Source organism: Bradyrhizobium sp. McL0615 (genome assembly GCF_049993905.1).
In the GTDB taxonomy this organism is placed as follows: domain Bacteria; phylum Pseudomonadota; class Alphaproteobacteria; order Rhizobiales; family Xanthobacteraceae; genus Bradyrhizobium.
In genome coordinates this window covers 5535362-5559806 of record NZ_CP188254.1, presented here as the reverse complement: position 1 = coordinate 5559806, position 24445 = coordinate 5535362, and the positions used below count along the sequence as shown (strand labels likewise).

The 24445-nt window shown below is 62.0% G+C and carries 20 protein-coding genes and 1 pseudogene; 17 read left to right on the top strand and 4 right to left on the bottom strand.

Features of this window, described 5'->3' with window-relative positions; genetic code table 11:
- The first annotated feature begins 560 nt into the window (after positions 1–560).
- Positions 561–2159: a porin gene (locus tag ACPPVP_RS26535; RefSeq protein ID WP_426525954.1), complete on the top strand. Its 1599-nt coding sequence runs from the start codon at positions 561–563 to the stop codon at positions 2157–2159.
- A 348-nt stretch (positions 2160–2507) separates the two neighbouring features.
- Here the strand turns inward: ACPPVP_RS26535 and ACPPVP_RS26530 are convergent.
- A pseudogene (locus tag ACPPVP_RS26530) lies at positions 2508–3039 on the bottom strand (lytic transglycosylase domain-containing protein); the annotation flags it as partial.
- A 183-nt stretch (positions 3040–3222) separates the two neighbouring features.
- Between ACPPVP_RS26530 and ACPPVP_RS26525 the strand changes: the two are divergent.
- The 8 genes from ACPPVP_RS26525 to ACPPVP_RS26490 all read left to right on the top strand — a co-directional run bounded on the left by ACPPVP_RS26525 (position 3223) and on the right by ACPPVP_RS26490 (position 13178).
- Positions 3223–4149: a formylglycine-generating enzyme family protein gene (locus ACPPVP_RS26525; protein ID WP_426538070.1), complete on the top strand. Its 927-nt coding sequence runs from the start codon at positions 3223–3225 to the stop codon at positions 4147–4149.
- 116 nt (positions 4150–4265) lie between these two features.
- A complete protein-coding gene (locus ACPPVP_RS26520) occupies positions 4266–5942 on the top strand; it encodes an arylsulfatase (protein WP_426538068.1) in 1677 nt (558 codons plus the stop codon).
- Positions 5943–6176: 234 nt separating this feature from the next.
- Positions 6177–7823 carry an arylsulfatase gene (locus tag ACPPVP_RS26515; RefSeq protein WP_426525952.1) on the top strand — a complete coding sequence of 549 codons (1647 nt, stop codon included), beginning with the start codon at positions 6177–6179 and terminating at the stop codon, positions 7821–7823.
- A gap of 224 nt (positions 7824–8047) precedes the next feature.
- Positions 8048–9697 (top strand): arylsulfatase, encoded by a 1650-nt coding sequence (locus ACPPVP_RS26510; RefSeq protein WP_426538066.1) that lies wholly within the window; start codon positions 8048–8050, stop codon positions 9695–9697.
- A 78-nt stretch (positions 9698–9775) separates the two neighbouring features.
- A complete protein-coding gene (locus tag ACPPVP_RS26505; protein ID WP_426525950.1) occupies positions 9776–10810 on the top strand; it encodes an HAD family hydrolase in 1035 nt (344 codons plus the stop codon).
- Positions 10811–10901: 91 nt separating this feature from the next.
- Positions 10902–11378, top strand: coding sequence for a DUF992 domain-containing protein (locus tag ACPPVP_RS26500; RefSeq protein ID WP_426525949.1), 477 nt, complete (start codon positions 10902–10904; stop codon positions 11376–11378).
- A gap of 47 nt (positions 11379–11425) precedes the next feature.
- Positions 11426–12682 carry a cation:proton antiporter gene (locus tag ACPPVP_RS26495; RefSeq protein WP_426525947.1) on the top strand — a complete coding sequence of 419 codons (1257 nt, stop codon included), beginning with the start codon at positions 11426–11428 and terminating at the stop codon, positions 12680–12682.
- Between the two features lie 76 nt (positions 12683–12758).
- On the top strand, positions 12759–13178 hold the full coding sequence (locus tag ACPPVP_RS26490; protein ID WP_426525945.1) for a hypothetical protein: 420 nt from the start codon (positions 12759–12761) through the stop codon (positions 13176–13178).
- 49 nt (positions 13179–13227) lie between these two features.
- Here ACPPVP_RS26490 and ACPPVP_RS26485 read toward each other — a convergent pair whose 3' ends face one another.
- Positions 13228–15468, bottom strand: coding sequence for a lytic transglycosylase domain-containing protein (locus ACPPVP_RS26485; protein ID WP_426538064.1), 2241 nt, complete (start codon positions 15466–15468; stop codon positions 13228–13230).
- Positions 15469–15753: 285 nt separating this feature from the next.
- On the opposite strand from ACPPVP_RS26485, the gene dapA reads away from it, so the two are divergent.
- From dapA to ACPPVP_RS26465, 4 genes are all read left to right on the top strand, one after another.
- Complete coding sequence (dapA, locus tag ACPPVP_RS26480) at positions 15754–16644, top strand: 4-hydroxy-tetrahydrodipicolinate synthase (protein WP_426525943.1); 891 nt, start codon at positions 15754–15756, stop codon at positions 16642–16644.
- 41 nt (positions 16645–16685) lie between these two features.
- A complete protein-coding gene (mscL, locus tag ACPPVP_RS26475) occupies positions 16686–17102 on the top strand; it encodes a large conductance mechanosensitive channel protein MscL (RefSeq protein WP_426525941.1) in 417 nt (138 codons plus the stop codon).
- Between the two features lies 1 nt (position 17103).
- Positions 17104–17577: an SsrA-binding protein SmpB gene (smpB, locus tag ACPPVP_RS26470; protein ID WP_426525939.1), complete on the top strand. Its 474-nt coding sequence runs from the start codon at positions 17104–17106 to the stop codon at positions 17575–17577.
- Between the two features lie 107 nt (positions 17578–17684).
- Complete coding sequence (locus ACPPVP_RS26465) at positions 17685–18260, top strand: peroxiredoxin (RefSeq protein ID WP_426525938.1); 576 nt, start codon at positions 17685–17687, stop codon at positions 18258–18260.
- Positions 18261–18354: 94 nt separating this feature from the next.
- Here ACPPVP_RS26465 and ACPPVP_RS26460 read toward each other — a convergent pair whose 3' ends face one another.
- A complete protein-coding gene (locus ACPPVP_RS26460) occupies positions 18355–19008 on the bottom strand; it encodes a uracil-DNA glycosylase (protein ID WP_426525936.1) in 654 nt (217 codons plus the stop codon).
- A gap of 144 nt (positions 19009–19152) precedes the next feature.
- Positions 19153–19791 carry an NYN domain-containing protein gene (locus ACPPVP_RS26455; RefSeq protein ID WP_426525934.1) on the bottom strand — a complete coding sequence of 213 codons (639 nt, stop codon included), beginning with the start codon at positions 19789–19791 and terminating at the stop codon, positions 19153–19155.
- Between the two features lie 355 nt (positions 19792–20146).
- On the opposite strand from ACPPVP_RS26455, the gene rpoZ reads away from it, so the two are divergent.
- The 4 genes from rpoZ to acpS all read left to right on the top strand — a co-directional run bounded on the left by rpoZ (position 20147) and on the right by acpS (position 24431).
- Positions 20147–20539, top strand: coding sequence for a DNA-directed RNA polymerase subunit omega (gene rpoZ, locus ACPPVP_RS26450; protein WP_024512695.1), 393 nt, complete (start codon positions 20147–20149; stop codon positions 20537–20539).
- Between the two features lie 294 nt (positions 20540–20833).
- Positions 20834–23125: a RelA/SpoT family protein gene (locus ACPPVP_RS26445; RefSeq protein WP_426525931.1), complete on the top strand. Its 2292-nt coding sequence runs from the start codon at positions 20834–20836 to the stop codon at positions 23123–23125.
- Positions 23126–23250: 125 nt separating this feature from the next.
- Positions 23251–24015, top strand: a complete 765-nt coding sequence (locus ACPPVP_RS26440) for a pyridoxine 5'-phosphate synthase (protein WP_426525929.1) — start codon at positions 23251–23253, stop codon at positions 24013–24015.
- Positions 24012–24431 carry a holo-ACP synthase gene (gene acpS / locus ACPPVP_RS26435; RefSeq protein WP_426525927.1) on the top strand — a complete coding sequence of 140 codons (420 nt, stop codon included), beginning with the start codon at positions 24012–24014 and terminating at the stop codon, positions 24429–24431. Before ACPPVP_RS26440 ends, acpS begins: the two co-directional genes overlap by 4 nt.
- The last annotated feature ends 14 nt before the right edge of the window (positions 24432–24445 follow it).

Here is a 24445-nt window from a genome sequence, read left to right as displayed (position 1 = left end):
GGCTTTTGCCCTGGTTGGGGCGTCCGTCGGTGGAGAGAGGCCCGTCGCGGCCTGCGCCCATAGGCGATGAACCTCGTCCGTTGTCTCTATAATAGGTGTGTAATCGCCCGTTGCGGATTCGGCGACCTCGCCTGCGATTCGGCGCGAGAGGGGTGTCCAGGCGGGCATCGGTCGCTTGTTGCGGTGCGCACGCCGACAGTTGCGGAGTCAACGAGAGCTATTCGAAAATACCGAATAGAAACAATGCCTTGCAGAGAAAGTTTGATCACAAACGCGTGTTATTTGTGCAACACCCTTGGGAAAAGGGGAGGACTGAGGTCGCTCGACGCGGTTCCTTTGTTGCGTGTGCAGAAGTCCTCGGTAATTGTGATCGGGCGACGGAGGGGGGCATCCCGAGGTCGTCCCGTTAGGTGGTTCGCTTAAGTCCCTCGCGTTCATGCGGGAGTGTCCGAAGGCGCGAAGCGACTAAGCGGGTTTCAGGGGATTAAGGGAACCAACCTTAGGGTGTCAGCACCCGGCGGATCCGGAACCTTCCCTACAGAGCAACTTGGAGGTTTAACATGAAGATGGTTAAGAGCCTTATTCTCGGCTCAGCGGCGGGTCTGGTCGCCATGAGCGGAGCTCAGGCGGCCGATCTTCCCGTCAAGGCCAAAGCGGTCGAGTACGTGAGGATTTGCTCCCTGTATGGCGCGGGTTTCTTCTACATCCCGGGCACCGACACCTGCATCAAGCTGGGTGGTTATCTGCGCGTTGACACCACGTTCAACGGTGGCGTCTACGGCCAGCCCTTCTATTCGGGCGATCCCGGCCAGGGCAATCGCTTCCGCGATTACTTCAACTCCCGTTCCCGTATGGCGATCACGGTTGATACCCGTACCGCTACCGAATACGGCGTGGTCCGCACCTTCGGTCAGGGTGACTTCCAGTTCCAGAACTTCGGCACGTCGAACATCGGATCGACGACCAACTTCACCGGCGCGCCGCTCAACAACGCTCTGCTTTCCACGGCAGGCGGTGGTTACGTCGCGGTTGAAATGGTGTTCATCCAGTTCGCTGGTTTCACCTTCGGTAAGTCGGCTTCGGCCTACGCGACGCCCTGGAACGGCTATCCGGGCAACAACAACTCGTTCTTGATGGGCGGTGCTGACTACGTCACCGGCGTCAACAACATCCAGTACACCGCGCAGTTCGGTAACGGCGTGTCGGGCACCATCGGCCTCGATGATCCGACCGTGTTCAACCGCACCGCCGTGCTAAACTTGGGCGTGGCCGCTACACCCGCAGGGTTTGCAGCGGGTTCCAGCCAAGCCACGGCCGCTGGTGCCAACACTTACGGCGGCACGCATGCTCCCGACATCGTCGGCAACATCCGCGTCGACCAGGCTTGGGGTCTGTTCCAGATTTCAGGTATGGCGCACCTCGTGAACGCTTCCTACAACATCGTCGGCGCCGGTGGCGCTGCGACCGCTCTGTCGGAAATCTCCGGTCACCCCGACGACAAGTGGGGCGGTGCGGTGATGGCCGCGTTGCAGATCAAGAACCTCCCGACCGGTGCCGGCGACGATTTCAAGATCGACGTCTCGTACTCCAAGGGTGATACCAAGGCTGTGATCTCCACGAGCGGTGGTTCGCCGAGCTTCGGCATGTTCGGTTCGACCGGTCGTGCGGGCGCCTACCAGAGCATTGGATTTGGCCAAACGGCTGATGCGGTGTTCCTGCCCGGGTTCCTTACCGGCGGTGCTACCGGCGACCTCAAGCTGGTGGATGCATGGGGTGTCCGTGGTGCGTTCAACCACAACTGGGATCCTTACTGGTCGTCCAGCCTCTGGGGCAGCTACGCCTCGGTGCGCTATGGTGGTAATTCAACCGACATCCTCACCGCCAAGGGTCAGTTCTGCGCGAGCTTCAACTTCGCCAAGGCTGTTTCTGCAGACTATAGCTGCAACCCGGACTACAACATTGCCCAGGTTGGTGTGGTCACCCGCTGGACTCCCGTCAAGAACCTGACGTTCTCGGCTGAAGTCGGCGCGTTCTTCCTCGACCAGAAGTTCACTGGCGCCGCCACTCTGTCGCCAGCGGCTCCGAAGCCGACCGCCGTGTACGAGTTCAAGGACCAGAGCACTGTGTTCCTGAACGTTCGCGCTCAGCGTAACTTCTGATCCCGAAAGACTTGAAACACTCGGAGAACCCCCGGCAGGCAACTGCCGGGGGTTTTTCTTTGGTGCTGCAAGCCGGGGCCCATTGTACTTTGCATGGGGTTGTTTTCGCGATTTTGTGTCTGGGCCCTGCCGTGTACCGCCGAACAGTATCTGCACTGCGTCCGGGCATTGGATCGTTAGTGCTTCGCGGCTAACCGCGTATCGATCCGGCTCCAGGTTCTCCCGTTCTAACGGCGTCAACGCAAACAAGGTTGGATGGTGTTGGCCGGCAACGTCGAGCCGATGCATGGAGGTGTGGCCGTAAACGGCGCGAAGCGGCCGTACGCGCAGCGTTGACGCGCAACCCCGCTATTCGACGCTGGCGCCGCGATACAGGTCAGCTTCGATCTGGAGCCTGGTCCCGCCGCCGAACCGCGCACGATAGACCTGCAGGTTCTCCATGATCCGCTGCACGTAGTTCCGCGTCTCGGAGAACGGGATCAGTCCACCGCGTCGACCTTGGGATCGCGCGGATCGCCGTAACGCTCGATCCATTTCTTGACGCTGCCGCGGCCGGCATTGTAGCCGGCAAAGGTCAGGATGTAGGAGCCGCGGTAGTCCTCGAGCAGGCGCCGAGCGTGGCATTGTGGACCGTGTCGGTCTTCATCCGATTGAGGTCGAAGCTGACGCCAGCCCGTTTGCAGACGTAGCGTCCGGCATCCGGCGTCACCTGCATCAGCCCGTAGGCCTGCGCCAATGAGACCACGGCCGGGTTGAAGGCGCTTTCCTGCCGCGCGATCGAATAGACGACGCTCGGCTTGACCTCGGGGCCGATCGGCTTGAACGACGGAATGCCGTTGACGGGATAGGCGTAATGGTCGAACGGCAGGCCTCTGGTCGCAATTAGGCTCATTGATCTAGATCAAGATCGCCATTTTGCCCACAGGTGAAATCGCGCTGTGCTTGCGGGAGCGGCCCTGCGCATCCAGCGATCACCCGGGGGGCACGTGACATGGCGGCGCTCTTCTCTGCCTTTGCCGAGGCTGATGTCGCGGTTGATGGCTGCTCCTCGCAGCCGGACGGGATGATCTGGATACCCGGCGGCACATTCCGCATGGGCTCGGACAGGCATTATCCTGAGGAAGGCCCCGCGCACCGCGTCACGGTGGACGGTTTTTGGATGGACCGCTATCCCGTGACGAACCGGCAATTCAAGGAATTCGTACGAGCTACTAAACACGTCACCATCGCCGAAATCATACCCGACCCGAAGGATTATCCAGGAATGCTCCCGCATATGATCTATGCGGGCTCGCTGGTGTTCTCCCCGCCTGAGCACCCTGTCAGTCTCCGGGACTTCAGCCAGTGGTGGACCTTTGCCAAGGGCGCGCAATGGCGGCATCCCTACGGACCCGGAAGCAACATTCGTGGTCTGGACGATCATCCGGTCGTACATGTGGCCTTCAACGATGCAATCGCCTACGCGAAATGGGCCGGCAAGGATTTGCCAACCGAAGCGGAATGGGAATTCGCGGCGCGCGGCGGGCTCGAGGACGCCGAATTCGCGTGGGGCGATGAATTCACGCCGGCCGGCCGTCACATGGCCAATACCTGGCAGGGTGAGTTTCCACGGCAGAACGTCAATGCTGACGGCTTCGAGCGCACTTCGCCGGTCAGCGCATTCCCGCCGAACGGCTACGGGTTGCACGACATGATCGGCAATGTCTGGGAATGGACTGCCGACTGGTATTCCCCAAAGCATCAGGCGGATGCTCCGAAGGCTTGCTGCATTCCGGAGAACCCGCGCGGCGGCAGCGAGGCCGACAGCTACGACCCCAGAACCACCAATGTGAAAATTCCACGAAAGGTCATTAAAGGCGGCTCGCATTTGTGCGCGCCGAACTACTGCCGACGCTACCGGCCGGCAGCGCGACACGCGGAGCCGGTCGATACTTCCACCAGTCACCTCGGCTTTCGATGCATCAGGCGAGGAGCCACTGACGCATCATAAAAAGGGAGAGCGAAGCCATGTTGAGTACCGTATTCGCTGCCAAGCCGCCATTTATTGCAACGCCGCCACGCAAGACGCCTGGTTTGCGGTCCTGGGCCTCGCTGCTCGGGGCAACGATGTTGATGTCGCTGTCCGTGCCAGCCAGCACGCCGGCAACCGCACAGCCGGCCCAGAAGCCCAACATCCTCTTCATCATGGGCGATGACATCGGCTGGATGCAGCCAGGTATCTACCACCGCGGCCTGATGGTCGGCGAGACGCCCAACATTGATCGCATCGGCAACGAGGGCGCGATCTTCATGACTTACTACGCCGAGCAGAGTTGCACGGCCGGGCGGAATGCCTTCTTCACCGGCATGAATCCGCTGCGCACCGGCATGATCCCCCCGCAACTGCCCGGCAGCCCGTCCTATCTGCGTCCCGGCACTCCGGCGCTCGCCAAATTCCTGCTCGATCTCGGCTACAACACCGGCGAGTTCGGCAAGAACCATCTCGGCGACCACACCGACGCACTGCCGACCGCGCACGGCTTCCAGGAATTCTGGGGCTACCTGTATCACCTCGACGCCATGCAGGGCGTGAGCTTCCCTGATATCAACAAGTCCCCCACCCAGCAGACGGTTGCCCCGCCCTGCAAGAATACGCCGATCCCCGGCATCCCGGAAGTACCGGGCGCGGTCGATCCGCAAACGACGGTTTGCCTGACGCCTCCGCGCAACGTGCTGGCGTGCAAGTCGGACGGTACAGCCAGGACTCAGCAGTGCGTCGATCAGGGCCCGCTGACACTCGAGCGATCGAAGGGTGTCGACGAGGAAATCTCGGCCAAGGTCATCGACTTCATGGATCGCAACGATCCGAAGACGACGGGCAAGCCTTTCTTCGTCTGGTACAATCCGGCGCGCATGCACGTCACCACCGTGCTGAACGACAAGTACATGGCCATGGTCGGCGAGCCGGGCGGCAAGGATTGGGGCGTCAACGAAGCCGGCATGAAGCAGATGGATGACAACATTGGCTATGTGCTGAAGAAGCTCCAGGACATGGGCCAGCTCGACAACACGATCGTCGTGTTCACCACCGACAACGGCGCCGAGACGTTCACCTTCCCGGACGGCGGCGTCACGCCGTTCAAGGGCTCGAAGATGACCACCTGGGAAGGCGGCATGCGCGCTCCGTGTGTCATTCGCTGGCCGGGCGTCATCAAGCCCGGGACGGTCAAGAACGACATCTTCGCGTCGCTCGACTGGCTGCCCACGCTTGTCAACATTGCCGGCGGAGCCAAGGGCGATGCGCTGAACAAGCGGATCATGGCCGGTGCCTATCCGGGCATCCTCAAGACCAGGCTCGATGGCGTCGACCAGACCGAGTACCTCTCGGGACGTTCGGAGAAGTCGGCGCGCGATACCTTCTTCTACTATTCCAGCAGCCACCCGTCGGCGGTGCGCTACAAGAATTGGAAGATGTATTTCGCGATCGCGCCCGAAAACGCGACGGGCTTCGTGAACCCGGGAGTCCAGACCCAGTTCGTGGCCGGCATGGTAAACCTCAAGCGCGATCCATTCGAGATGTCGTGGGGCGATGAGAAAAAGGCGGCTTTCTGGTTCAGCGGCGCGCTCGCCGGGCCGGTCACAGGTTACATATACGACTGGAACCTGCTGCCCATCGGACAGATCCTGTGGCTCAAGGAACTGGAAACCTACAAGGAGTTTCCCCCCCTTCAGGATCCGGCGAGCTACAACCTGGATCAGGTCATGGAACAGCTCAAGAAGGGTCAGGGGCACGCGAGCCAGTAGTTCGGATGCTTGCGGGTGATGCGGGCGCCCCACGGACGGGGCGCCCGTCAACGGAATAGCGAGCAACGTGATAAGGGGCCGCGCCCGGGCCGGTCGCCACTTCCACAAGCCACGTCCGCTTCCGATGCATCAAGCGAACAGCGCCAATTGCATAACAACAGGAGGAGCACGTCCATGAGTAACGAGCATCCACCAGAAGAATTCCACGACATTGCGCCGCAATCGGGGGGCGGAATGAAACGCCGCGATCTGCTGCTGAGCGGAAGTTCGCTTGTGGCCGCTTCGGCGCTCTCGGCTGTCGGGCTGATAACCCCGGCACAAGCGCAGCAGCCGGCAGCAGCGCCCGCAGCGGCCGGCCAGCGGCCGAACATCGTCTTCATCATGGGTGACGACATCGGCTGGTTCAACATCGGCGCCTACCACCAGGGCATCATGGCAAGCCGGACACCGAACCTCGACAAGCTCGCCGCGGAAGGCATGCGCTTCACCGACTACTACGCCGAAGCGAGCTGCACCGCGGGCCGCGCCAACTTCATCACCGGCGAACTGCCGATCCGCACCGGGCTTACCACGGTCGGCCAGGCTGGCTCTCCGATCGGCATGCCGGCGCAAGCGCCGACCATTGCGGCCGCGCTGAAATCCATGGGGTACACCACCGGACAGTTCGGCAAGAACCACCTCGGCGACCTCAACGAATTCCTGCCGACCGTGCACGGCTTCGACGAGTTCTTCGGCTATCTGTATCACCTCGACGCGATGGAAGACCCGGCCCACCGCAATTATCCGCAGGCGCTATTGGCCACCGTCGGCCCCCGCAACATGGTTCATTCCTGGGCGACCAATGTCGACGATCCGACGGTGCAGACGCGCTGGGGCAAGATCGGCAAGCAAAAGATCGAGGACGCCGGACCGCTTTATCCGAGGCGGATGGAGACGGTGGATGACGAAATCCTGAAAATCACGTTCGATTTCATCGACAAGGCCAAACGGGACAACAAGCCGTTTTTCGTTTGGCTCAACCCGACGCGCATGCACGTGGTCACCCACCTCTCGGAGAAATACGAGAACATGCGCAACTCTGACAACGGCTGGTCGGTTTCCGAGGGCGGATTCGCCCAACTGGACGATATCGTCGGCGCTGTCATGAAGAAGCTCAAGGACGAGGGCTTCGACGACAACACGATCGTCGCATTCACAACCGACAACGGCGCGGAGAACTTCACCTGGCCGGATGGCGGACAGACGCCGTTTGCGGGCGGCAAGGGAACGGCGCTGGAAGGCGGCTTCCGCGTACCCTGCATGATCCGCTGGCCGGGCAAAGTGCCGGCGGGAAAGGTCGAGAACGGCATTATGTCAGGACTCGACTGGTTCCCGACCTTCGTCGCCGCCGCCGGCAATCCGAATATCGCCGACGAGTTGAAGAAGGGAAAGCAGCTCGGCGACAAGACCTATAAGGTCTATCTCGACGGGTACAACCAGATGGACCTGATTACCGGAAAAGGCCCGTCTGCCCGCCACTCGATCTTCTATTTCACTGAGAGCACACTGAGCGCGGTGCGCCTCGACGACTTCAAATATCGCTTCACCGATCAGCCGGGCGGCTGGTTGGGCGGAACGGTCAAGGTTGATTGGCCGATCCTCACCAATCTCCGCCTTGATCCCTTCGAACGCACGAACTTGCCCAACGGCGCGCAGGGGTCGTTGGCATTCTATAACTGGTTTGCTTTCGAGTTCTGGCGATTCCAGTTCGTGCAGCAGGAAGTCGGCAAGCTCGCCCAGACGGCGATCGAGTTTCCGCCGATGCAGAAGGGCGCGAGCTTCAATCTCGAAGCCGTCAAGGAGCAGATCGAGAAGGCCATGCAGTCGCATGCTGGCAAGTAGAATGTGCGGTGAGCGGGCGCACCGCCTTGGGGCGCCCGCCAACGGAATAGCGAGCAAGTGATCAAAGAGGCCGCACCGGGCCGGTCGCCACCTCCAAAAGCCACGCCGGCTTCCGATGCGTCAAGCGAACAGAGCCAATTGCGTAACAGCGGGAGGAGCACGTTATGAGTAACAAGCGTCCGCCTGGAGAATCCCACGATGCTACTCCACAATCGGGCAGCGGAATGAAACGCCGCGATCTCTTGCTGAGCGGGAGTTCTCTTGTCGCCGCTTCGGCGTTCTCCGCTGTCGGGTTAACAAGTTCTGCGCAGGCGCAGCAATCAACACCGTCACCCGCGCCAGCGGGGCAGCGGCCGAACATCATCGTCATCATGGGTGACGACATCGGCATGTGGAATATCGGCGCTTATCACCGCGGTCTGATGGCCGGCCGGACGCCCAATCTCGACAAGCTCGCCGCTGAAGGCATGCTGTTTACCGACTATTATGCCGAGGCGAGCTGCACGGCAGGTCGCGCGAACTTCATCACCGGTGAGCTGCCAATCCGCACAGGCATGACCACGGTCGGCCAGGCGGGCGCAGCCATCGGGATACCCGCGCAGGCCGTGACCATCGCCACGGCGTTGAAAGGAATGGGCTACGCCACCGGCCAGTTTGGCAAAAATCACCTTGGCGACAAGAATGAATTCTTGCCGACGGTGCACGGCTTCGACGAGTTCTTCGGTTACCTCTATCACCTGGACGCAATGGAAGACCCTGCGCACCCAAACTACCCGCAGGAGCTGCTGAACGTCGTCGGTCCGCGCAACATGCTCCATACGTACGCGACCGCCGTGGACGACCCCACCGTGGATCCACGCTGGGGCAAGGTCGGCAAACAGAGGATCGAGGATGCCGGAACGCTTTATCCCAAGAGGATGGAAACCGTAGATGACGAAATTCGCGATCTTGCCCTGAAGTTCATCGAGAAGGCCAAGGCCGACAACAAGCCGTTCTTCCTGTGGCTCAACCCAACCCGGATGCACATCGTCACCCACCTCTCGCCCAAATACCAGGGCCTGCGAAACTCCAAGAACGGCTGGTCGATACATGAAGCCGGCATGGCGCAGCTCGATGACGACGTCGGCATCGTGATGAACAAGCTCAAGGAGATGGGCGTCGACGACAACACCATCGTGGTCTTCACCACCGACAACGGCACCGAGGTCTTTACTTGGCCTGATGGCGGACAGACCCCTTTTGCGCAGAGCAAAGGCACCGTCATGGAAGGTGGCTTCCGCGTACCCTGCATGATCCGTTGGCCGGGCAAGGTGCCGGCCGGCAAGGTCGAGAACGGCATCATTTCCGGTCTGGACTGGTTTCCCACCTTCCTGGCGGCGGCCGGCAACCCGAACATCGCAGAGGAGCTGAAGAAGGGCAAACAGATCGGTGACACGACCTATAAGTGCTATCTGGACGGCTATAACCAGATGGACATGATCACCGGCAAAGGCCCATCGAACCGGCACGAAATCTTTTACTTCGGCGAGAGCGAACTAGGTGCCGTTCGCATCGACGACTTCAAGTACCGTTTCATCGACCAGCCCAGAGGCTGGCTCGGTGAAAAAACCAAGGCTGACGTGCCCTACCTGACCAACCTTCGCCTTGATCCGTTCGAGCGCACGGGCTGGCCCGATAACGGGACGAAAGAGGGCGCGCAGCAATACTTCGACTGGTTCAAATACGAATTCTGGCGCTTTGTGTTTGTTCAGCAGCAGGTGGAAAAGCTGGCGATGACGGCGATCGAGTTTCCGCCGATGCAAAAGGGCGCGAGCTTCAACCTCGATGCCGTGAAGGCGAAAATCGAGGCGGCGCGGGCGGCAGTGAGTAAGTAGCCGCCAGGGCATCGACTGGTTTCATGGCGGGTGCGCCGAGTTCCTGTGCGCCCGCTTGGCAACGGAAAGGAATCGACCATGAAGCCGATCATCCGTTTTCCAGCTATCGATCGCCGCGTCCTTCTCTCGTCCCTGGCGATGCTTCCGGTACTGTCAGTCGCACTCCGCTCCACCTCCGCGCTGGCACAGGCAGGCGATCCGCTGCCCTCCTGGAACGAGGGCGCGACCAAGGCCTCGATCCTCGATTTTGTCGCGCGCGTCACGACGCAAGGCGCGCCATTCTTCGTACCGGTCGATCAGCGCATCGCGACCTTCGACAATGACGGCACGCTATGGGTCGAGCAGCCCATGTATGTGCAACTGGCCTTCGCACTCGACCGCGTGAAGTCCATGGCGCCCATGCATCCGGAATGGAAGACCAAGCAGCCGTTCGCGGGGGTGCTGGACGGCGATCTGAAGGCGATGATGGAGTCCGGGGAAAAGGGATTGGTCGAACTGATCGCGGTGACACATGCCGGCATGACCACGGCAGAGTTCGAGAAGATCACCTCCGAGTGGCTCGCGGCCGCGCGCGATCATCGCTTCAAGCGGCCCTATACCGAACTGGTCTACCAGCCGATGCTGGAATTGCTCGCCTACCTCCGGGCCAGCGGCTTCAAGACCTTCATCGCGTCAGGCGGCGGCATCGAGTTCATGCGGCCGTGGACCGAGCGGATCTACGGAATACCGCCGGAGCAGGTCATCGGGTCGTCGATCAAGACCCGATTTGAGATCAAGGACGGTGCGCCAACGCTCTTCCGGCTGCCCGACATCAACTTCATCGACGACAAGGCGGGAAAGCCGATCGGCATCAACGAGCACATCGGCCGCCGTCCGATCGCGGCGTTCGGCAATTCCGACGGCGATCTCGAAATGCTGCAATGGACGACGCTCGGCGCCAGTGGCGTGCGGTTCGGCCTGATTGTGCACCACACCGACGCGGAACGCGAATACGCCTACGACCGTCAGTCGCATTTCGGGAAGCTCGACGTGGCGCTGGACGCCGCAGCGGTGAACAGGTGGACCGTGGTTAACATGAAGAACGACTGGAAGCGTATCTTTGCGTTCGACTAGGCTACGTGCCCTCGAGAAGCGGCCGCCTTGCTACTGAGACGGCCGACGACAGGCGGCGTCCATTCAATAAGCACGCCAACGGAGAACGGAAATGCTTCGATCCTTGATCTTCGCAGCGGCCCTCTTGACAAGCGTTCAGGCGGCAATGGCCCAGACACCCAAGACGTGGACGCAGGTAGGAATGCTGACGTGCAAGCTCAACCCAAGCATTGGCTTCGTCATCTTCGGCCATCAATCCATGGAATGCCGTTTCGTTCAAAACCCGCCATTCCCGGTACAATTCTATGAGGGCGCGCTTAATACCGTAGGTGTCGATATCGGCATTTCGGCAGGCGGCGAACTGGGCTGGGCCGTGCTCGCGCCTACCGCCGGCCCCCCACCGGGAGCCCTTGCTGGCGAATACATCGGTGCCACGGGGGAGGTTGGCATGGGTCTCGGAGCCGGCGTCAACGTTTTGGTCGGGGGCTCTGGAAGAAGTTTCGCTTTGCAGCCGGTCTCCGTCGAAGGATCGGTGGCGCTGAATGTCACGCTCGGCCTGTCGCATCTTCAATTACGTGCCGCGCGCTGAACCCGTACCTTTGCCTTCGATTGACGTCGGAGCTCGGTGAACGTGATATGCTGTCTAACGCAATCAGCTTCCTCCGGGATTACCTCTTCACCATGCCGGTGCTCGCGAGGTTCTCGGTATTGATGGTGCTGCTTGTTACCATCCCCCGGCTTTCCCGCCGAGTGAATGTTCCTGTACCGGTAGGTTTGCTGCTCAGCGGCGTTATCGTTGGGCCGTATGTGCTGGACATCTTTGGCACGGTCCGACCGGTCGCAGATTTCCTGGCGGAATTGGGCAAACTGCTGTTGATGTTTTTTGCGGGCTTGGAGATCGATCTCGCGTTGTTCCGGCGCGCCCGTCACCGCTCGATTGCACTCGGCATCGCCACGACCGCAATGCCTTTGCTGCTCGGCACCATCGTTGGGCTTGCATTCGGCTACGCCGCAATTCCGGCGATCGTGATCGGATCGCTGCTGGCCTCGCATACATTGCTGGGGCTGAGCATAGTGAGCAGGCTCGGCCTGGGCGGCCTGGAGCCGGTGACGGTAGCAGTTGGTGCCACTGTTATGTCCGACACGCTGTCGCTCGTGGTGTTCGCCATTTGCGTCTCGATTTACACGACGGGTTTTTCTCCGTCGGGTCTGGCGATCCTGCTGGCCGAGATCGCAGGCTATATCGCGCTGGTCCTGTTCGGCCTAAGCCGCCTTGGCGCCTATGTACTCAAGCGGGTAGAGGATGAGGAGGACGCTTACTTTGTGTTGATGCTAAGCATCATGGCCATCGCGGGAGTGCTTGCGGATGCGATTCAGCTGCCGGGCATCGTGGGTGCGTTCCTTGCGGGTCTGGCCATCAACGCCTCGGCACAACACGCGCCAGCTAGTGTCAAGCTTCAGTTTATGGGTAAATCGCTGTTCATTCCGATCTTCTTTGTCGTTACCGGATTCCTGATCAACCCGATCACCTTTGTTTACGGGATATTCGACAACTTCCTGCTCGTTGTCAGCATCATCGGTGCTCTGCTCGTCGGCAAATGGATTGCCGCCTGGGGAGTGGGTCGCGCATTTGGCTACAGCCGGAGTGAACAGCTCACGATCTGGTCGCTGACGCTGCCACAAGTTGCCGCCACGCTTGCCGCGACACTGGTCGCGCATGACACGCTCGGTGCGGCCGGTCAACGGCTGCTCGACGATCGAATGCTCAATGTCGTGCTTGTGCTCGTGTTCGCAACATCAATCCTTGGTCCGGTGTTGACTGAGCGGTTTGCGTCTCGTCTGACGACTGGCACCCCCCGACCTGAATTCGATCGTCGATCGGTTCCAAGCTGAACTACCGGTGAGCATGAGCGGCTGTTTTGTCGTGGGTAGGCGGTGCAGGAGTTGACAGCCTTGCGGAGGTACTCGGATGAAAAACGTTGCCATTGGAAATGGCCTCATCGTTCTTGCTGCCTCGGTTGCGCTGCTTTGCAGTGTTGCATCCGCCCAGTCGCCACCGGTCGCGCCAGCGCCGGCCTCATTGTCATTTGGCGTAGTAGTCGGCCAATGGGCGCGGACCGAGGGACCCTACGTAATCAACATCAATAGCGTTGACGTGAATGGCAAACTTGATGCCAGCTACGCTAATCCGAGGCCGCTGCCTTTTCACACCGCAGAGGTGGTCCGCGACGGCAACGGGCTTAAACTTGTCTTCGAATTGCGCGCTGCGGGTTACGGCGGGTCAACCTATACACTCAACTACGATGCTGCCAGCGACAGTCTGAGAGGCGTCTACGATCAAGTTGTCGTAAAGCAGAAGTTCGACGTCGTTTTCAGGCGTACGAAGTGATGGGTTACATCTGCGCGTACCCGCATTTGAACGAGCCAACGCGAAAGTTTTATTCGACGCTGGCGCCGCGATGCAGGTCGGCTTCGATCTGGAGCCTGGTCCCGCCGCCGAACCGCGCGCGATAGACCTGCAGGTTCTCCATGATCCGCTGCACGTAGTTCCGCGTCTCGGAGAACGGGATCAGCTCGACCCAGTCGACTGCGTCGACCTTGGGATCGCGCGGATCGCCGTAACGCTCGATCCATTTCTTGACGCTGCCGCGACCGGCATTGTAGCCGGCAAAGGTCAGGATGTAGGAGCCGCGATAGTCTTCGAGCAGGCCGCCGAGCTCGGCGGCGCCAAGCGTGGCGTTGTAGACCGAGTCGGTCTTCATCCGGTTGAGGTCGAAGCTGACGCCGGCCCGCTTGCAGACATAGCGTCCGGCGTCCGGCGTTACCTGCATCAGCCCGTAGGCCTGCGCCGGCGAGACCACGGCCGGGTTGAAGGCGCTTTCCTGCCGCGCGATCGAATAGACGACGCTGGGCTCGACCTCGGGCCCGATCTGCTTGAACGAGGGGATGCCGTTGACGGGATAGGCGTAATGATCGAACGGCAGGCCGCGGTTGAGCGCAGCCTTGCCGAGCAGCAGCATGCCGCGGGCATCGCTGTGGCGCGAGGTGAGTTCGCCGAGGCCGACCAATGCATCGGGATCGCCATTCTCGCCCATGTCGGCGAAAATCGGGATCGCAATCTCGCGCTCGTCGAGTTCGTAGAGCAGTTGCACCGCGCGGACGATCTCCAGCCGTTCGATCCCGCGGCCGCGGCCGCCCGGGACGCCGTTCAATTCGAGCTGCGGCATGCCGAGCTTGGCGCGCGCGAGCTGGCCGTAATAGCTGGTCGACTGTTCGGCGGCGCGGCCGTAGGCGGCGCGGGCCTCCTGCTGCCGCCCGGCCGCTTCCGCCGCGCGGCCCTGCCAGTAGCCGGCGCGTGCCAGCGCGGTCGGGTTCGCGCTGCCGACACCGATGCGTGCGAAGTGCTGGGCGGCGACCGCCGGATCTTTCAGGAAGCGCAGCGCAATCCAGCCCGCGGTGAATTCCTGCTCGGTCTTGTAGATGTCGCGGGAGGGAAGCGCTGCGTCGCGGGCGATCAGATAGGCGGTGCGGTGTTCGCCTACGTCGAGCATCTTGCGCGACAACAGGCGCCGTTCGATCCACCATTCGTTGAGGTTGTGCAGGCGGTTCGGATCTTTCGGCACCGCCAGCATGAGCTGCGCGGCCTCGTGGAATTTCTCTTCGCGGCGCAGCCACTGGATCCGGGCGAACATGTAGCCGGGGTCGCTGTGCAGTTCCTGCGGCACCGCATCGAGCAGTGCCTTGAGGTTGGAGGATTTCTTGTTGGCCGCAATCCGCGCCCTGGCCAGCGCGACGTGGCCTGAACCGAGCCGCTTGGCGGCGCGCATGCCGCCGGCTTCCTGCTCGGTGCCGTAGAGCAGTGTGTCCATCCGCGTCTTGTGGTCGCCGGCCGTCAGCAAGGCGCCGAACATATCGAGCGCCGCAGTCTCGGTGTCTTCCGACATGCCGTCATTGCGCCAGGCCTCGCGGACCAGCCGTTCGGCATTGGTGCGATCGCCGCGCGCGAGCATCGCCTTCGCCAGCGCGAATTTGCCTTTCGCCGAAATCGGCGATTCGTTTTCAAACCACGACCACACCGAGGCGTCGTCGCGACGGTCGTCCCAAATGGCGGCCTCGATGCGCCGGCGCAGGAAGGTCTGCGACGGCCAGCTCGGATTGGCCGCGACAAAGGCACGATAGCGCTCCACGGAGGCGCCATTGTTGTCGCTGCGCAGGATCAGCCATTCCGCGAGCTTGCGGGCGACCGGGTCCGATATCGCGGCCTGCGCCTGGCTGGCGTCCCCGGGCTTCTGCTTGCGCACCAGATCGATGACGCTTTCCAGGGCGTCCTTGTCGGCCTGCGACGTCGAGGACGTCGCGGCTACCGCTGCCGGCGCCACCTGCTTGCGCGGGGGCGGCAAGGCGGCGTGCTGGCGGGTTGCAGGCGCGAGAACCGGCGGCGCAGGAGCGGGGGCGGCGAATGCCGCAGGGGCCGCCGTGGTCGGGGCCCGGGCAGCGGCTGGTGCGCCGGTCTGCGTCGCGGGCTTTGGAACGACGTTGCGGGCGATCGGCCGCGGCTTCGGCAGCGGAACTTTCGGGTTGGCCCAGACATCTAGCGGGAACGCCGCAAGTCCGACGGCCAGCGCCAAGCTCGTGGCCAGTGCGGTCGATCGCAAGGCTGTGGCGCGGGCGGAAGGGATCACGGTATTCCTCTGCGGCGGCGAATCATTCAATCGGTCCAGCCTTAGGTCTATTTGACTGAATTTGTGGACAAAATGCTAAAACGTCGCGGCCCGACCTGTTTGCGCCATCACCGCGGCAAAATCGCGGCTGTCGCCGTGTCGCGGACGCGGCCCGGCCAAGCCTGAGAAAGAGCGTCGAAACAAAGCGCTAGCGCCATACGGCACAGCCCTTTCGCCTGACCGTCAGACCCGATATGAGTTGAAGTCAATTTTTCGGTGGTGCCGTTTCGTTGGAGGATGTCCATGGCAGCCAAGACAAAGTTCCGGGGATCGCTCACCGCCTTGGTAACGCCATTCAAGAACGGCTCGCTCGACGAGGCGGCCTTCCGCGGGCTCGTGAGCTGGCAGATCGAACAGGGGTCACACGGTCTCGTTCCCGTGGGTACCACCGGCGAAAGCCCGACCTTGAGCCATGCCGAGCATCATCGGGTAGTCGAGATGTGCATCGATGAGGCGAATGGACGCGTACCTGTCATCGCCGGCGCGGGCTCGAACTCAACGCGCGAAGCTGTCGACCTTGCTGTTCACGCCGAGAAGGCCGGTGCCGATGCCGTGCTGGTGGTGACGCCGTACTACAACAAGCCGACCCAGGAAGGGATGTATCAGCATTTCAAGGCGGTGAATGACGCGATCGGGATCCCGATCATCATTTATAACATCCCGCCACGCTCCGTCGTCGATATGTCGGTCGAGACCATGACCAGGCTGTTCGAATTGAAGAACATCGCCGGCGTCAAGGACGCCACCGCCAATCTTGCGCGGGTGTCGCAGCAACGCCATGCGATGGGGCCGGATTTCATCCAGCTGTCCGGCGAGGACATGACCGCACTGGCCTATATGGCGGCGGGAGGACATGGTTGCATTTCGGTGGTCGCCAACGTGGCGCCGAAGCTGTGTGCCGACCTGATGTCAGCTGTTATGCAGGGTGATTACGCTGCCGGACTGAGGATTCAGGACCGCCTGACGCCGCTGCATGATGCTGTCTTCAAGGAGCCCGGCCTCGCGGGAGCCAAACATGGTCTCAAACTGCTGGGGCGGCTCGAAGAAGAAGTGCGCCTTCCGTTGATGAACGTGACGCCGCCAACCGGCAACGTGATACGCGATGCCATGGTGCATGCGGGCCTGATCAATTAAGCCGGCAGGGTTTCGTCGGAACCGCGAGAAGGGGCCTCAATATGCTGAAGGAATTCCGCGAATTCGCGATGAAGGGCAACGTCGTCGATCTCGCCGTCGGCGTCATCATCGGTGCGGCCTTCGGCGCCATCGTGACCTCGCTGGTCGGCGACATCATCATGCCGATCATCGGCGCGATCACCGGCGGCCTCGATTTCTCGAACTACTTCACGGGGCTTTCCGGCAAGGTTACGGCCACCAATCTGGCCGACGCCAAAAAGCAGGGCGCCGTACTGGCCTGGGGCAGCTTTCTCACGCTGACGATCAATTTCGCGATCATCGCCTTCGTGCTGTTCATGGTCATTCGCGCCATGAACACGTTGAAGCGGAAGGATGAAGCGAAACCTGCCGAGCCGCCGAAGCCGTCGGCCGAGGTGGCGCTGCTGACCGAGATCCGCGATCTGCTCAAGAAGGCTTGATGTGGCCGAGAAGAACGAACGCCCGATCAAGATCGTCGCCGAAAACCGCAAGGCCCGGTTCAACTACGCGATCGAGGACACCATCGAAACCGGCATTGCGCTGACCGGCACCGAGGTGAAGTCGATCCGCAATGGCAAGACCACGATTGCGGAATCCTATGCCGATACCAAGGACGGCGAGATCTGGCTGATCAACGCCAACATTCCGGAATATCTGCAGGCCAACCGCTTCAACCATGAGCCGAAACGGCCCCGCAAGCTGCTGCTGCACCGAAAGCAGATCAACAAGCTGATGGGCGCGGTCGATCGCGAAGGCATGACGCTGATTCCGCTCAAGCTCTATTTCAACGAGCGCGGCCGGGCCAAGCTGTTGCTGGCGATTGCCAAGGGCAAGAAGCTGCACGACAAGCGCGAGACCGAAAAGAAACGCGACTGGGGCCGGGAAAAAGGCCGTCTGATGCGGGCAAGGGGATAGAAAGGTCTATCCGTCATTGCGAGCGAAGCGAAGCAATCCATTGTGCTGCAAGGAAGCGTGGATTGCTTCGCTTCGATCGCAATGACGGCTGATGGAGAATGGTGTCCATGAACCAGAAAAACCTGCTCGAAGTCGACTGGAGCAAGATCCCGGCGCCGACAGACGACGGCGCGGCGGCGCATCTCGTGGGCATGACGATCCCGCCGGTCACGCTGCTTGCCACCGACGACAGTTCGGTGACGCTGTCCGCGCTTGCCGGCCGCACCGTCGTATTCGCCTATCCCCGCACCGGCGAGCCCGGCAAGATCAGTTTGGTCGATGACTGGGACATGATCCCCGGCGCACGCGGCTGCACGCCGCAGACCTGCTCGTTCCGCGATCTGTTTGCGGAGCTGAAGGCCGCCGGCGCCAAACACGTGTTCGGCCTCTCGACGCAGGACAATGTCTACCAGACCGAGATGGCGTCACGGCTGCATCTGCCGTTTCCGGTGCTGTCGGACGAGAAGCTGGCGCTCACCCGCGCCCTGAAGCTGCCGACCATGGAGGTGGCGGGCCTGACGCTGATCAAGCGTTTGGCGCTGATCGTCGATGGCGGCCGTATCACGCACGTCTTCTATCCGGTGTTTCCGCCGGACCGAAACGCCGCCGACGTGCTGGAATGGCTGAAGGCAAATCCGGCTTGATTGTAGGGTGGGCAAAGCGAAGCGTGCCCACCAATATCCGCGGTGATCTGAATGGTGGGCACGCTGCGCTTTGCCCACCCTACGAACCGCGAAGCTACGATTCCAGGTCCTTCCGCACCTTCGCAAACACGTTGCGAAACATCTCAGGCGTCAGCACCCGCGTATTCGTGTTGTAGCGCGAGCAGTGATAGCTGTCGTAGAGCTTGACGGTGTCGGCCTTGTGCACGGCGCCGTGTCCGAACGGGGCGGCGGCATTGCGAAGCCCGAGCGCCTTCAATGTCGAGTCATGGGCGATCCGCCCGAGCGCCACGATCGCGCGAAGTTTTGGCATCGTCGCAATCGTCTTCACCAGGAATTGCCGGCAGGTGTTGATCTCGGCCGGCAATGGCTTGTTCTGCGGCGGCACACACCGCACCGCGTTGCTGATCCGGCAGTTGACCAGCTTCAGTCCGTCGTCTGGACGGGCCTGATAGACACCTTTGGCAAAGCCGTATTCGAGCAGGGTCGCATACAGCAGGTCGCCGGCGTAGTCGCCGGTGAACGGGCGACCGGTGCGGTTGGCGCCCTGCATGCCGGGCGCGAGCCCGACGATCAGGAGCTGCGCGTTGGGATCGCCGAATGAGTCGACCGGCGCATTGTACCAATCCGGATGTTTCGCGCTTGCTTCGGCGCGAAATTCGGCGAGCCTCGGGCAAAGCGGGCAATCGCGGCCGGGTTCGAAAGGGTCACGGGCGGGGAGGCTAGCCATGTTTCCAAAGCGTTTTCGAGCGAAAGCCGGCCACGGACCTAAATCCGGGATCGAGGCCGGGTCGCGTCGACCACGCGCGCCAAACAAAAAGCCCCGGTTCTGTTTCAATCAGAACCGAGGCTCTAGCAGCGTATTGGCGCATTCTCAATCGTCGAATTCGTCGTCGCCCGCGCCGGCGGTCCGCGGCGCCATGGTGGTCGCGCGCTGCAGGAATTGCGGCGCGTGATGGCGCGGTTCGCGCGGGGCAGGGCGCTCGGAGGGATCGCGGCCCAGTTTGGATTGCAGCTCGACGAGGTCGGTAAAGACGTCGGCCTGGCGCCGCAACTCGTCGGCGATCATCGGCGGCTGGCTCGAAATGGTCGAAACCACCGTGACGCGAACACCGCGACGCTGCACCGCTTCGACCAGCGAGCGGAAATCGCCGTCGCCCGAGAACAGCACGATCTGGTCGACATGCTCGGCGAGTTCCATGGCATCGACGGCGAGTTCGATGTCCATGTTGCCCTTCACCTTGCGCCGGCCGGAGGCGTCGATGAATTCCTTGGTCGCCTTGGTGACGACGGTGTAGCCGTTGTAGTCGAGCCAATCGATCAGCGGACGGATCGAGGAGTATTCCTGATCCTCGATGATCGCCGTGTAGTAGAACGCACGCAACAGCGTCCCGCGGCTCTGGAATTCTTTGAGAAGGCGCTTGTAGTCGATGTCGAAGCCGAGCGTCTTGGCCGTTGCGTAGAGGTTGGCGCCGTCAATGAATAGCGCGATCTTGTTGGAAGCGGGTGACATCAAATGGTTCTCACGTTGTGGTTAGCTTTTCTAGCGCAGCAGCCATTGGCCGCGCGCACTTTCCAGTTCGGTTGCCTAAAGTTCGGTGAATCGAGCCCCACGACAGTCACCACTGCAATTATGGTGCGGCGAGGGCGAAAAACCTATACTTTTGACTGTGCAATGAAGAGATTTACTTGTCCTGTACGGCAACCTCGCCGCGTCTGGACGCTCCGGCCATTCTGGCCCCGAAGCTGGGGTTAGCAGAGCCCATTAGGAAGGCAAATCACAAATTTAGTCTTGCGAAATCGCCCCTGCCGCTATAACTAGCCCCCAATACCGACATATTTGGCCCCAAATAACGGAGCGACAGTCTATGGCGCGCGTCACCGTGGAAGATTGCATTGACAAGGTCGACAACCGGTTCGACCTGGTGCTGCTGGCGGCGCATCGCGCCCGTATGATTTCATCCGGCTCACAACTCACGGTTGATCGTGATAACGACAAGAACCCGGTCGTTTCACTGCGGGAAATCGCCGATTCGACTATTTCCCCGGAAGACCTCCGCGAGGAACTGGTTCATTCCCTGCAGAAATTCGTCGAGGTCGACGAGCCAGAGCCCGATACCGTGCCTTTGATCGGCTCGGCCGGCGCCAGCGTCGATGCCGACGACACCGAGGTCGCGGTCGAGCGCATGACCGAGGAAGAGCTCCTCAAGGGTCTGGAAGGCCTAGCGCCGCCGGAAGAACAGCCCGAAGAGGACGAGTAATCCGGAACATTCCGGGCCGTCCCAAACTCCCCGATCTGCCAAAGGCCCGGACATCCGTCCGGGCCTTTGCTTTTGTTGACATTTTGGCGGTTACAATGCGTCCTTGGTCGATGCGGCCGAAATCGGATGACTCGCCTGGCCGGCTGGTCACCGGGGTGGGCGTTGGATGGCCGCTGGCCCCAAGCGAAATTGAACCGTTTTGCGGCCCGAGCGGCGTGCATCGCCGTTCGAAAACGCATTAGATATGTAGACGGCGGGACCCGTCCGGGTCTGGTGGAAGAAGGTAGTGATTGGATGGCGTATTGGCGCCGCAGCTCCCGGCAAATGCAGGCCGCGACCGGCCAGGTCGCGGTCGCGCCGACTTCGCCTGTGACGGAGAAGCCCAAATCGCGCTCGCGCATGATGCGGCAATACGATCTGGTCGAGCGCGTCCGCTCGTATAATCCCGATACCAACGAAGACCTGCTCAACCGCGCCTATGTCTACGCCATGAAGGCGCACGGCACCCAGACGCGTGCGTCCGGCGATCCCTATTTTTCCCATCCGCTCGAGGTCGCGGCGATCCTGACCAACCTCAAGCTCGATGACGCCACCATCGTTGCTGCCCTGCTGCACGACACCATCGAGGATACCGAGGCGACGCGGGCCGAGATCGACAACATTTTCGGCCACGAGATCGGCGCGCTGGTCGAAGGGCTCACCAAGCTGAAGCGGCTCGAGCTGGTCTCGCGTGAAGCCAAGCAGGCCGAGAACCTGCGCAAGCTTCTGCTCGCAATCGCCGACGATGTTCGCGTGCTGCTGATCAAGCTCGCCGATCGCCTGCACAACATGCGCACGCTGGAATTCGTGCCGCACGCCTCGCGCCGCCGCATCGCCGAGGAGACGCTGGACATCTATGCGCCGCTCGCCGGCCGCATGGGCATGCAGGAGATGCGTGAAGAGCTCGAGGATCTCTCGTTCCACACGCTCGATCCGGAAGCCTATGCGGTGGTGATGCAGCGGCTCGATGCGCTGGCTGACCGCAACCGCAATCTGATCGGCGAGATCGAAAGCCAGCTCTCCAAGAATTTGCAGAAGAACGGCATCACCGCGCGGGTCTATGGCCGCCGCAAGCAGCCGTTTTCGATCTGGACCAAGATGGAGCGCAAATCGGTCGGCTTCGAGCAGTTGTCCGACATCTTCGGATTCCGCGTCGTGATGCCGGATGTCGAAGCCTGCTACCGCGCGCTCGGCGTCGTGCACACCACCTGGCCGGTGGTGCCGGGCCGCTTCAAGGACTACATCTCGACGCCGAAGCAGAACGACTACCGTTCGCTCCACACCACCGTGATCGGCCCCGGCAATCAGCGCGTCGAGCTGCAGATCCGCACCGAGGAAATGAACCAGATCGCCGAATTCGGCATCGCCGCCCACGCCTTCTACAAGGAAGGCATGGGCTCGCCGACCGAGCGGCTCGAGCACGAATCCAACGCCTTTGCCTGGCTCCGCCACACCGTCGGCATCCTGTCCGAAAGCGCCAATCCGGAAGAGTTTCTGGAGCACACCAAGCTCGAGCTGTTCCACGACCAGGTGTTCTGCTTCACGCCGAAGGGTAAGCTGATTGCACTGCCGCGTCAGGCCAATGTGATCGACTTCGCTTATGCCGTGCATACCGATGTCGGCAACTCGGCGGTCGGCTGCAAGATCAACGGCAAATTCGCGCCGTTGTCGTCCGAGCTGCAGAACGGCGACGAGGTCGAGGTTTTGACCTCGGCGGCGCAGTCGGCGCCGCCCTCGGCCTGGGAATCGCTGGCGGTCACGGGCAAGGCCCGCGCCGCGATCCGCCGCGCGACCCGCACCGCCGTCCGCGATCAATATGCCGGCCTCGGCCGGCGCATCATCGATCGCCTGTTTGCCCGCGCCAAGATCGAATACGCCGACGACAAGCTGAAGGGCGCGCTTCCCCGGCTGGCGCGCGCCTCGATCGAGGACGTGATGGCCTCCGTGGGTCGCGGCGAGCTGAAGGCCTCCGACGTCGCCCGCGCCATGTATCCGGACTATAAGGAAGAGCGCATGGTGCGTTACGGGGCCAAAAAGAGCCTCGCGGTCAAACTCAAGCTGAAATCGGAACCGCCGCATCCGGCGCGCAGCGCCTCCGTCATCCCGGTGCGCGGCATCAATTCCGATCTGCCGGTCAAGTTCGCGCCGAACGGCGGCGCGGTGCCGGGCGACCGCATCGTCGGCATCGTCACGCCGGGCGAGGGGATCACGATCTATCCGATCCAGTCGCCGGCGCTGAAGGATTTCGAGGAGGAGCCGGAGCGCTGGCTCGACGTGCGCTGGGATATCGATGAGACCATGCCGCAGCGTTTCCCGGCGCGGATCCTGGTCCATAACGTCAACGAGCCCGGCAGCCTTGCCCAGGTTGCCACCGTGATCGCCGAGCATGACGGCAATATCGACAATATCAGCATGTCGCGCCGCTCGCCTGATTTCACCGAGCTGACGATCGATCTGGAGGTCTATGACCTCAAGCATCTCAGTGCAATTATCGCACAATTGCGCGCCAAAGCCGTCGTCGCCAAGGTTGAGCGCGTCAACGGATAGGCGGTATCTTCGTGTCGGGCTTGACCCCGCAATCCATCCTTCTCAATTAGATGGGAGCGCGGGTCACGCCCGCGCGTGGCACTTTGTGCTAACGATGTCGCGTCAGATTGCCTGAGAGATCCGCAATGCCCGTCCCCCCGCTGCGCCTCGGCGTAAATGTCGATCACGTCGCAACCCTTCGCAATGCCCGGGGCGGCGAGCGGCCGGACCCGGTGCGCGCGGCGCTGGCCGCGATCGAGGCGGGCGCCGACGGCATCACCGCGCATCTGCGCGAGGACCGTCGCCACATCCGCGACAGCGACATGGCCCGGCTGAAGGCCGAAATCTCGAAGCCGCTGAATTTCGAGATGGCGGCGACCGAAGACATGCTGCGGATCTCGCTCGCCACCAAACCCCACGCGGTGTGCCTGGTGCCGGAACGGCGGGAAGAACTCACCACCGAGGGCGGGCTGGACGTGGTCGGCCAGCACAATGCGCTGGCGCCCTTCATCGCCCGGCTCAGCGATGCCGGCATCCGGGTGTCGCTGTTCATCTCGGCCGACCCGCAACAGATCGAGATGGCGGCAAGGTTGCGCGCCCCCGTGATCGAGATCCATACCGGCGGCTGGTGCGATGCCGTCGTCGACGGCCACACCGCGAAGGCCGAGGCGGAATGGCAGCGAATCGTGGAGGGGGCCGTCCTTGCACGCGCGGCCGGGCTGGAGGTCCATGCCGGCCACGGCCTCGACTACCAGACGGCCGAGACGATTTCCGCGCTGCCCGAGATCGCCGAACTCAACATCGGCTACTTCATGATGGGGGAGGCGCTGTTCGTAGGTCTTGGCGAGACCGTGCGGCAGATGCGGGCCGCGATGGATCGCGGCCGCCGGAACATCGCGGGCGGGCAATGATCATCGGCATCGGCTCCGACCTGATCGACATCACGAGGGTTGCCAAGGTGATCGAGCGCCATGGCGACCGCTTCCTCGACCGCATCTTCACCGACGCCGAACGTGCCAGGGCGGCGCGCCGCGCCAACAGCGAAAAGATGGTGGTCGCGACCTACGCCAAGCGATTCGCTGCCAAGGAGGCCTGTTCCAAGGCGCTCGGCACCGGGATCCGGCGCGGCGTCTGGTGGCGGGACATGGGGGTGGTGAACCTGCCGGGCGGCCGTCCGACCATGAAACTCACCGGCGGCGCGCTGGCCCGGCTGGAGGCGCTGACCCCGGAGGGGTTCGAGGCGCGGATCGACCTGTCGATCACCGATGACTGGCCGCTGGCGCAGGCCTTCGTCATAATTTCGGCGGTCGTTCCCGCCAAACCTTGAGCCGCGCTGGCGTT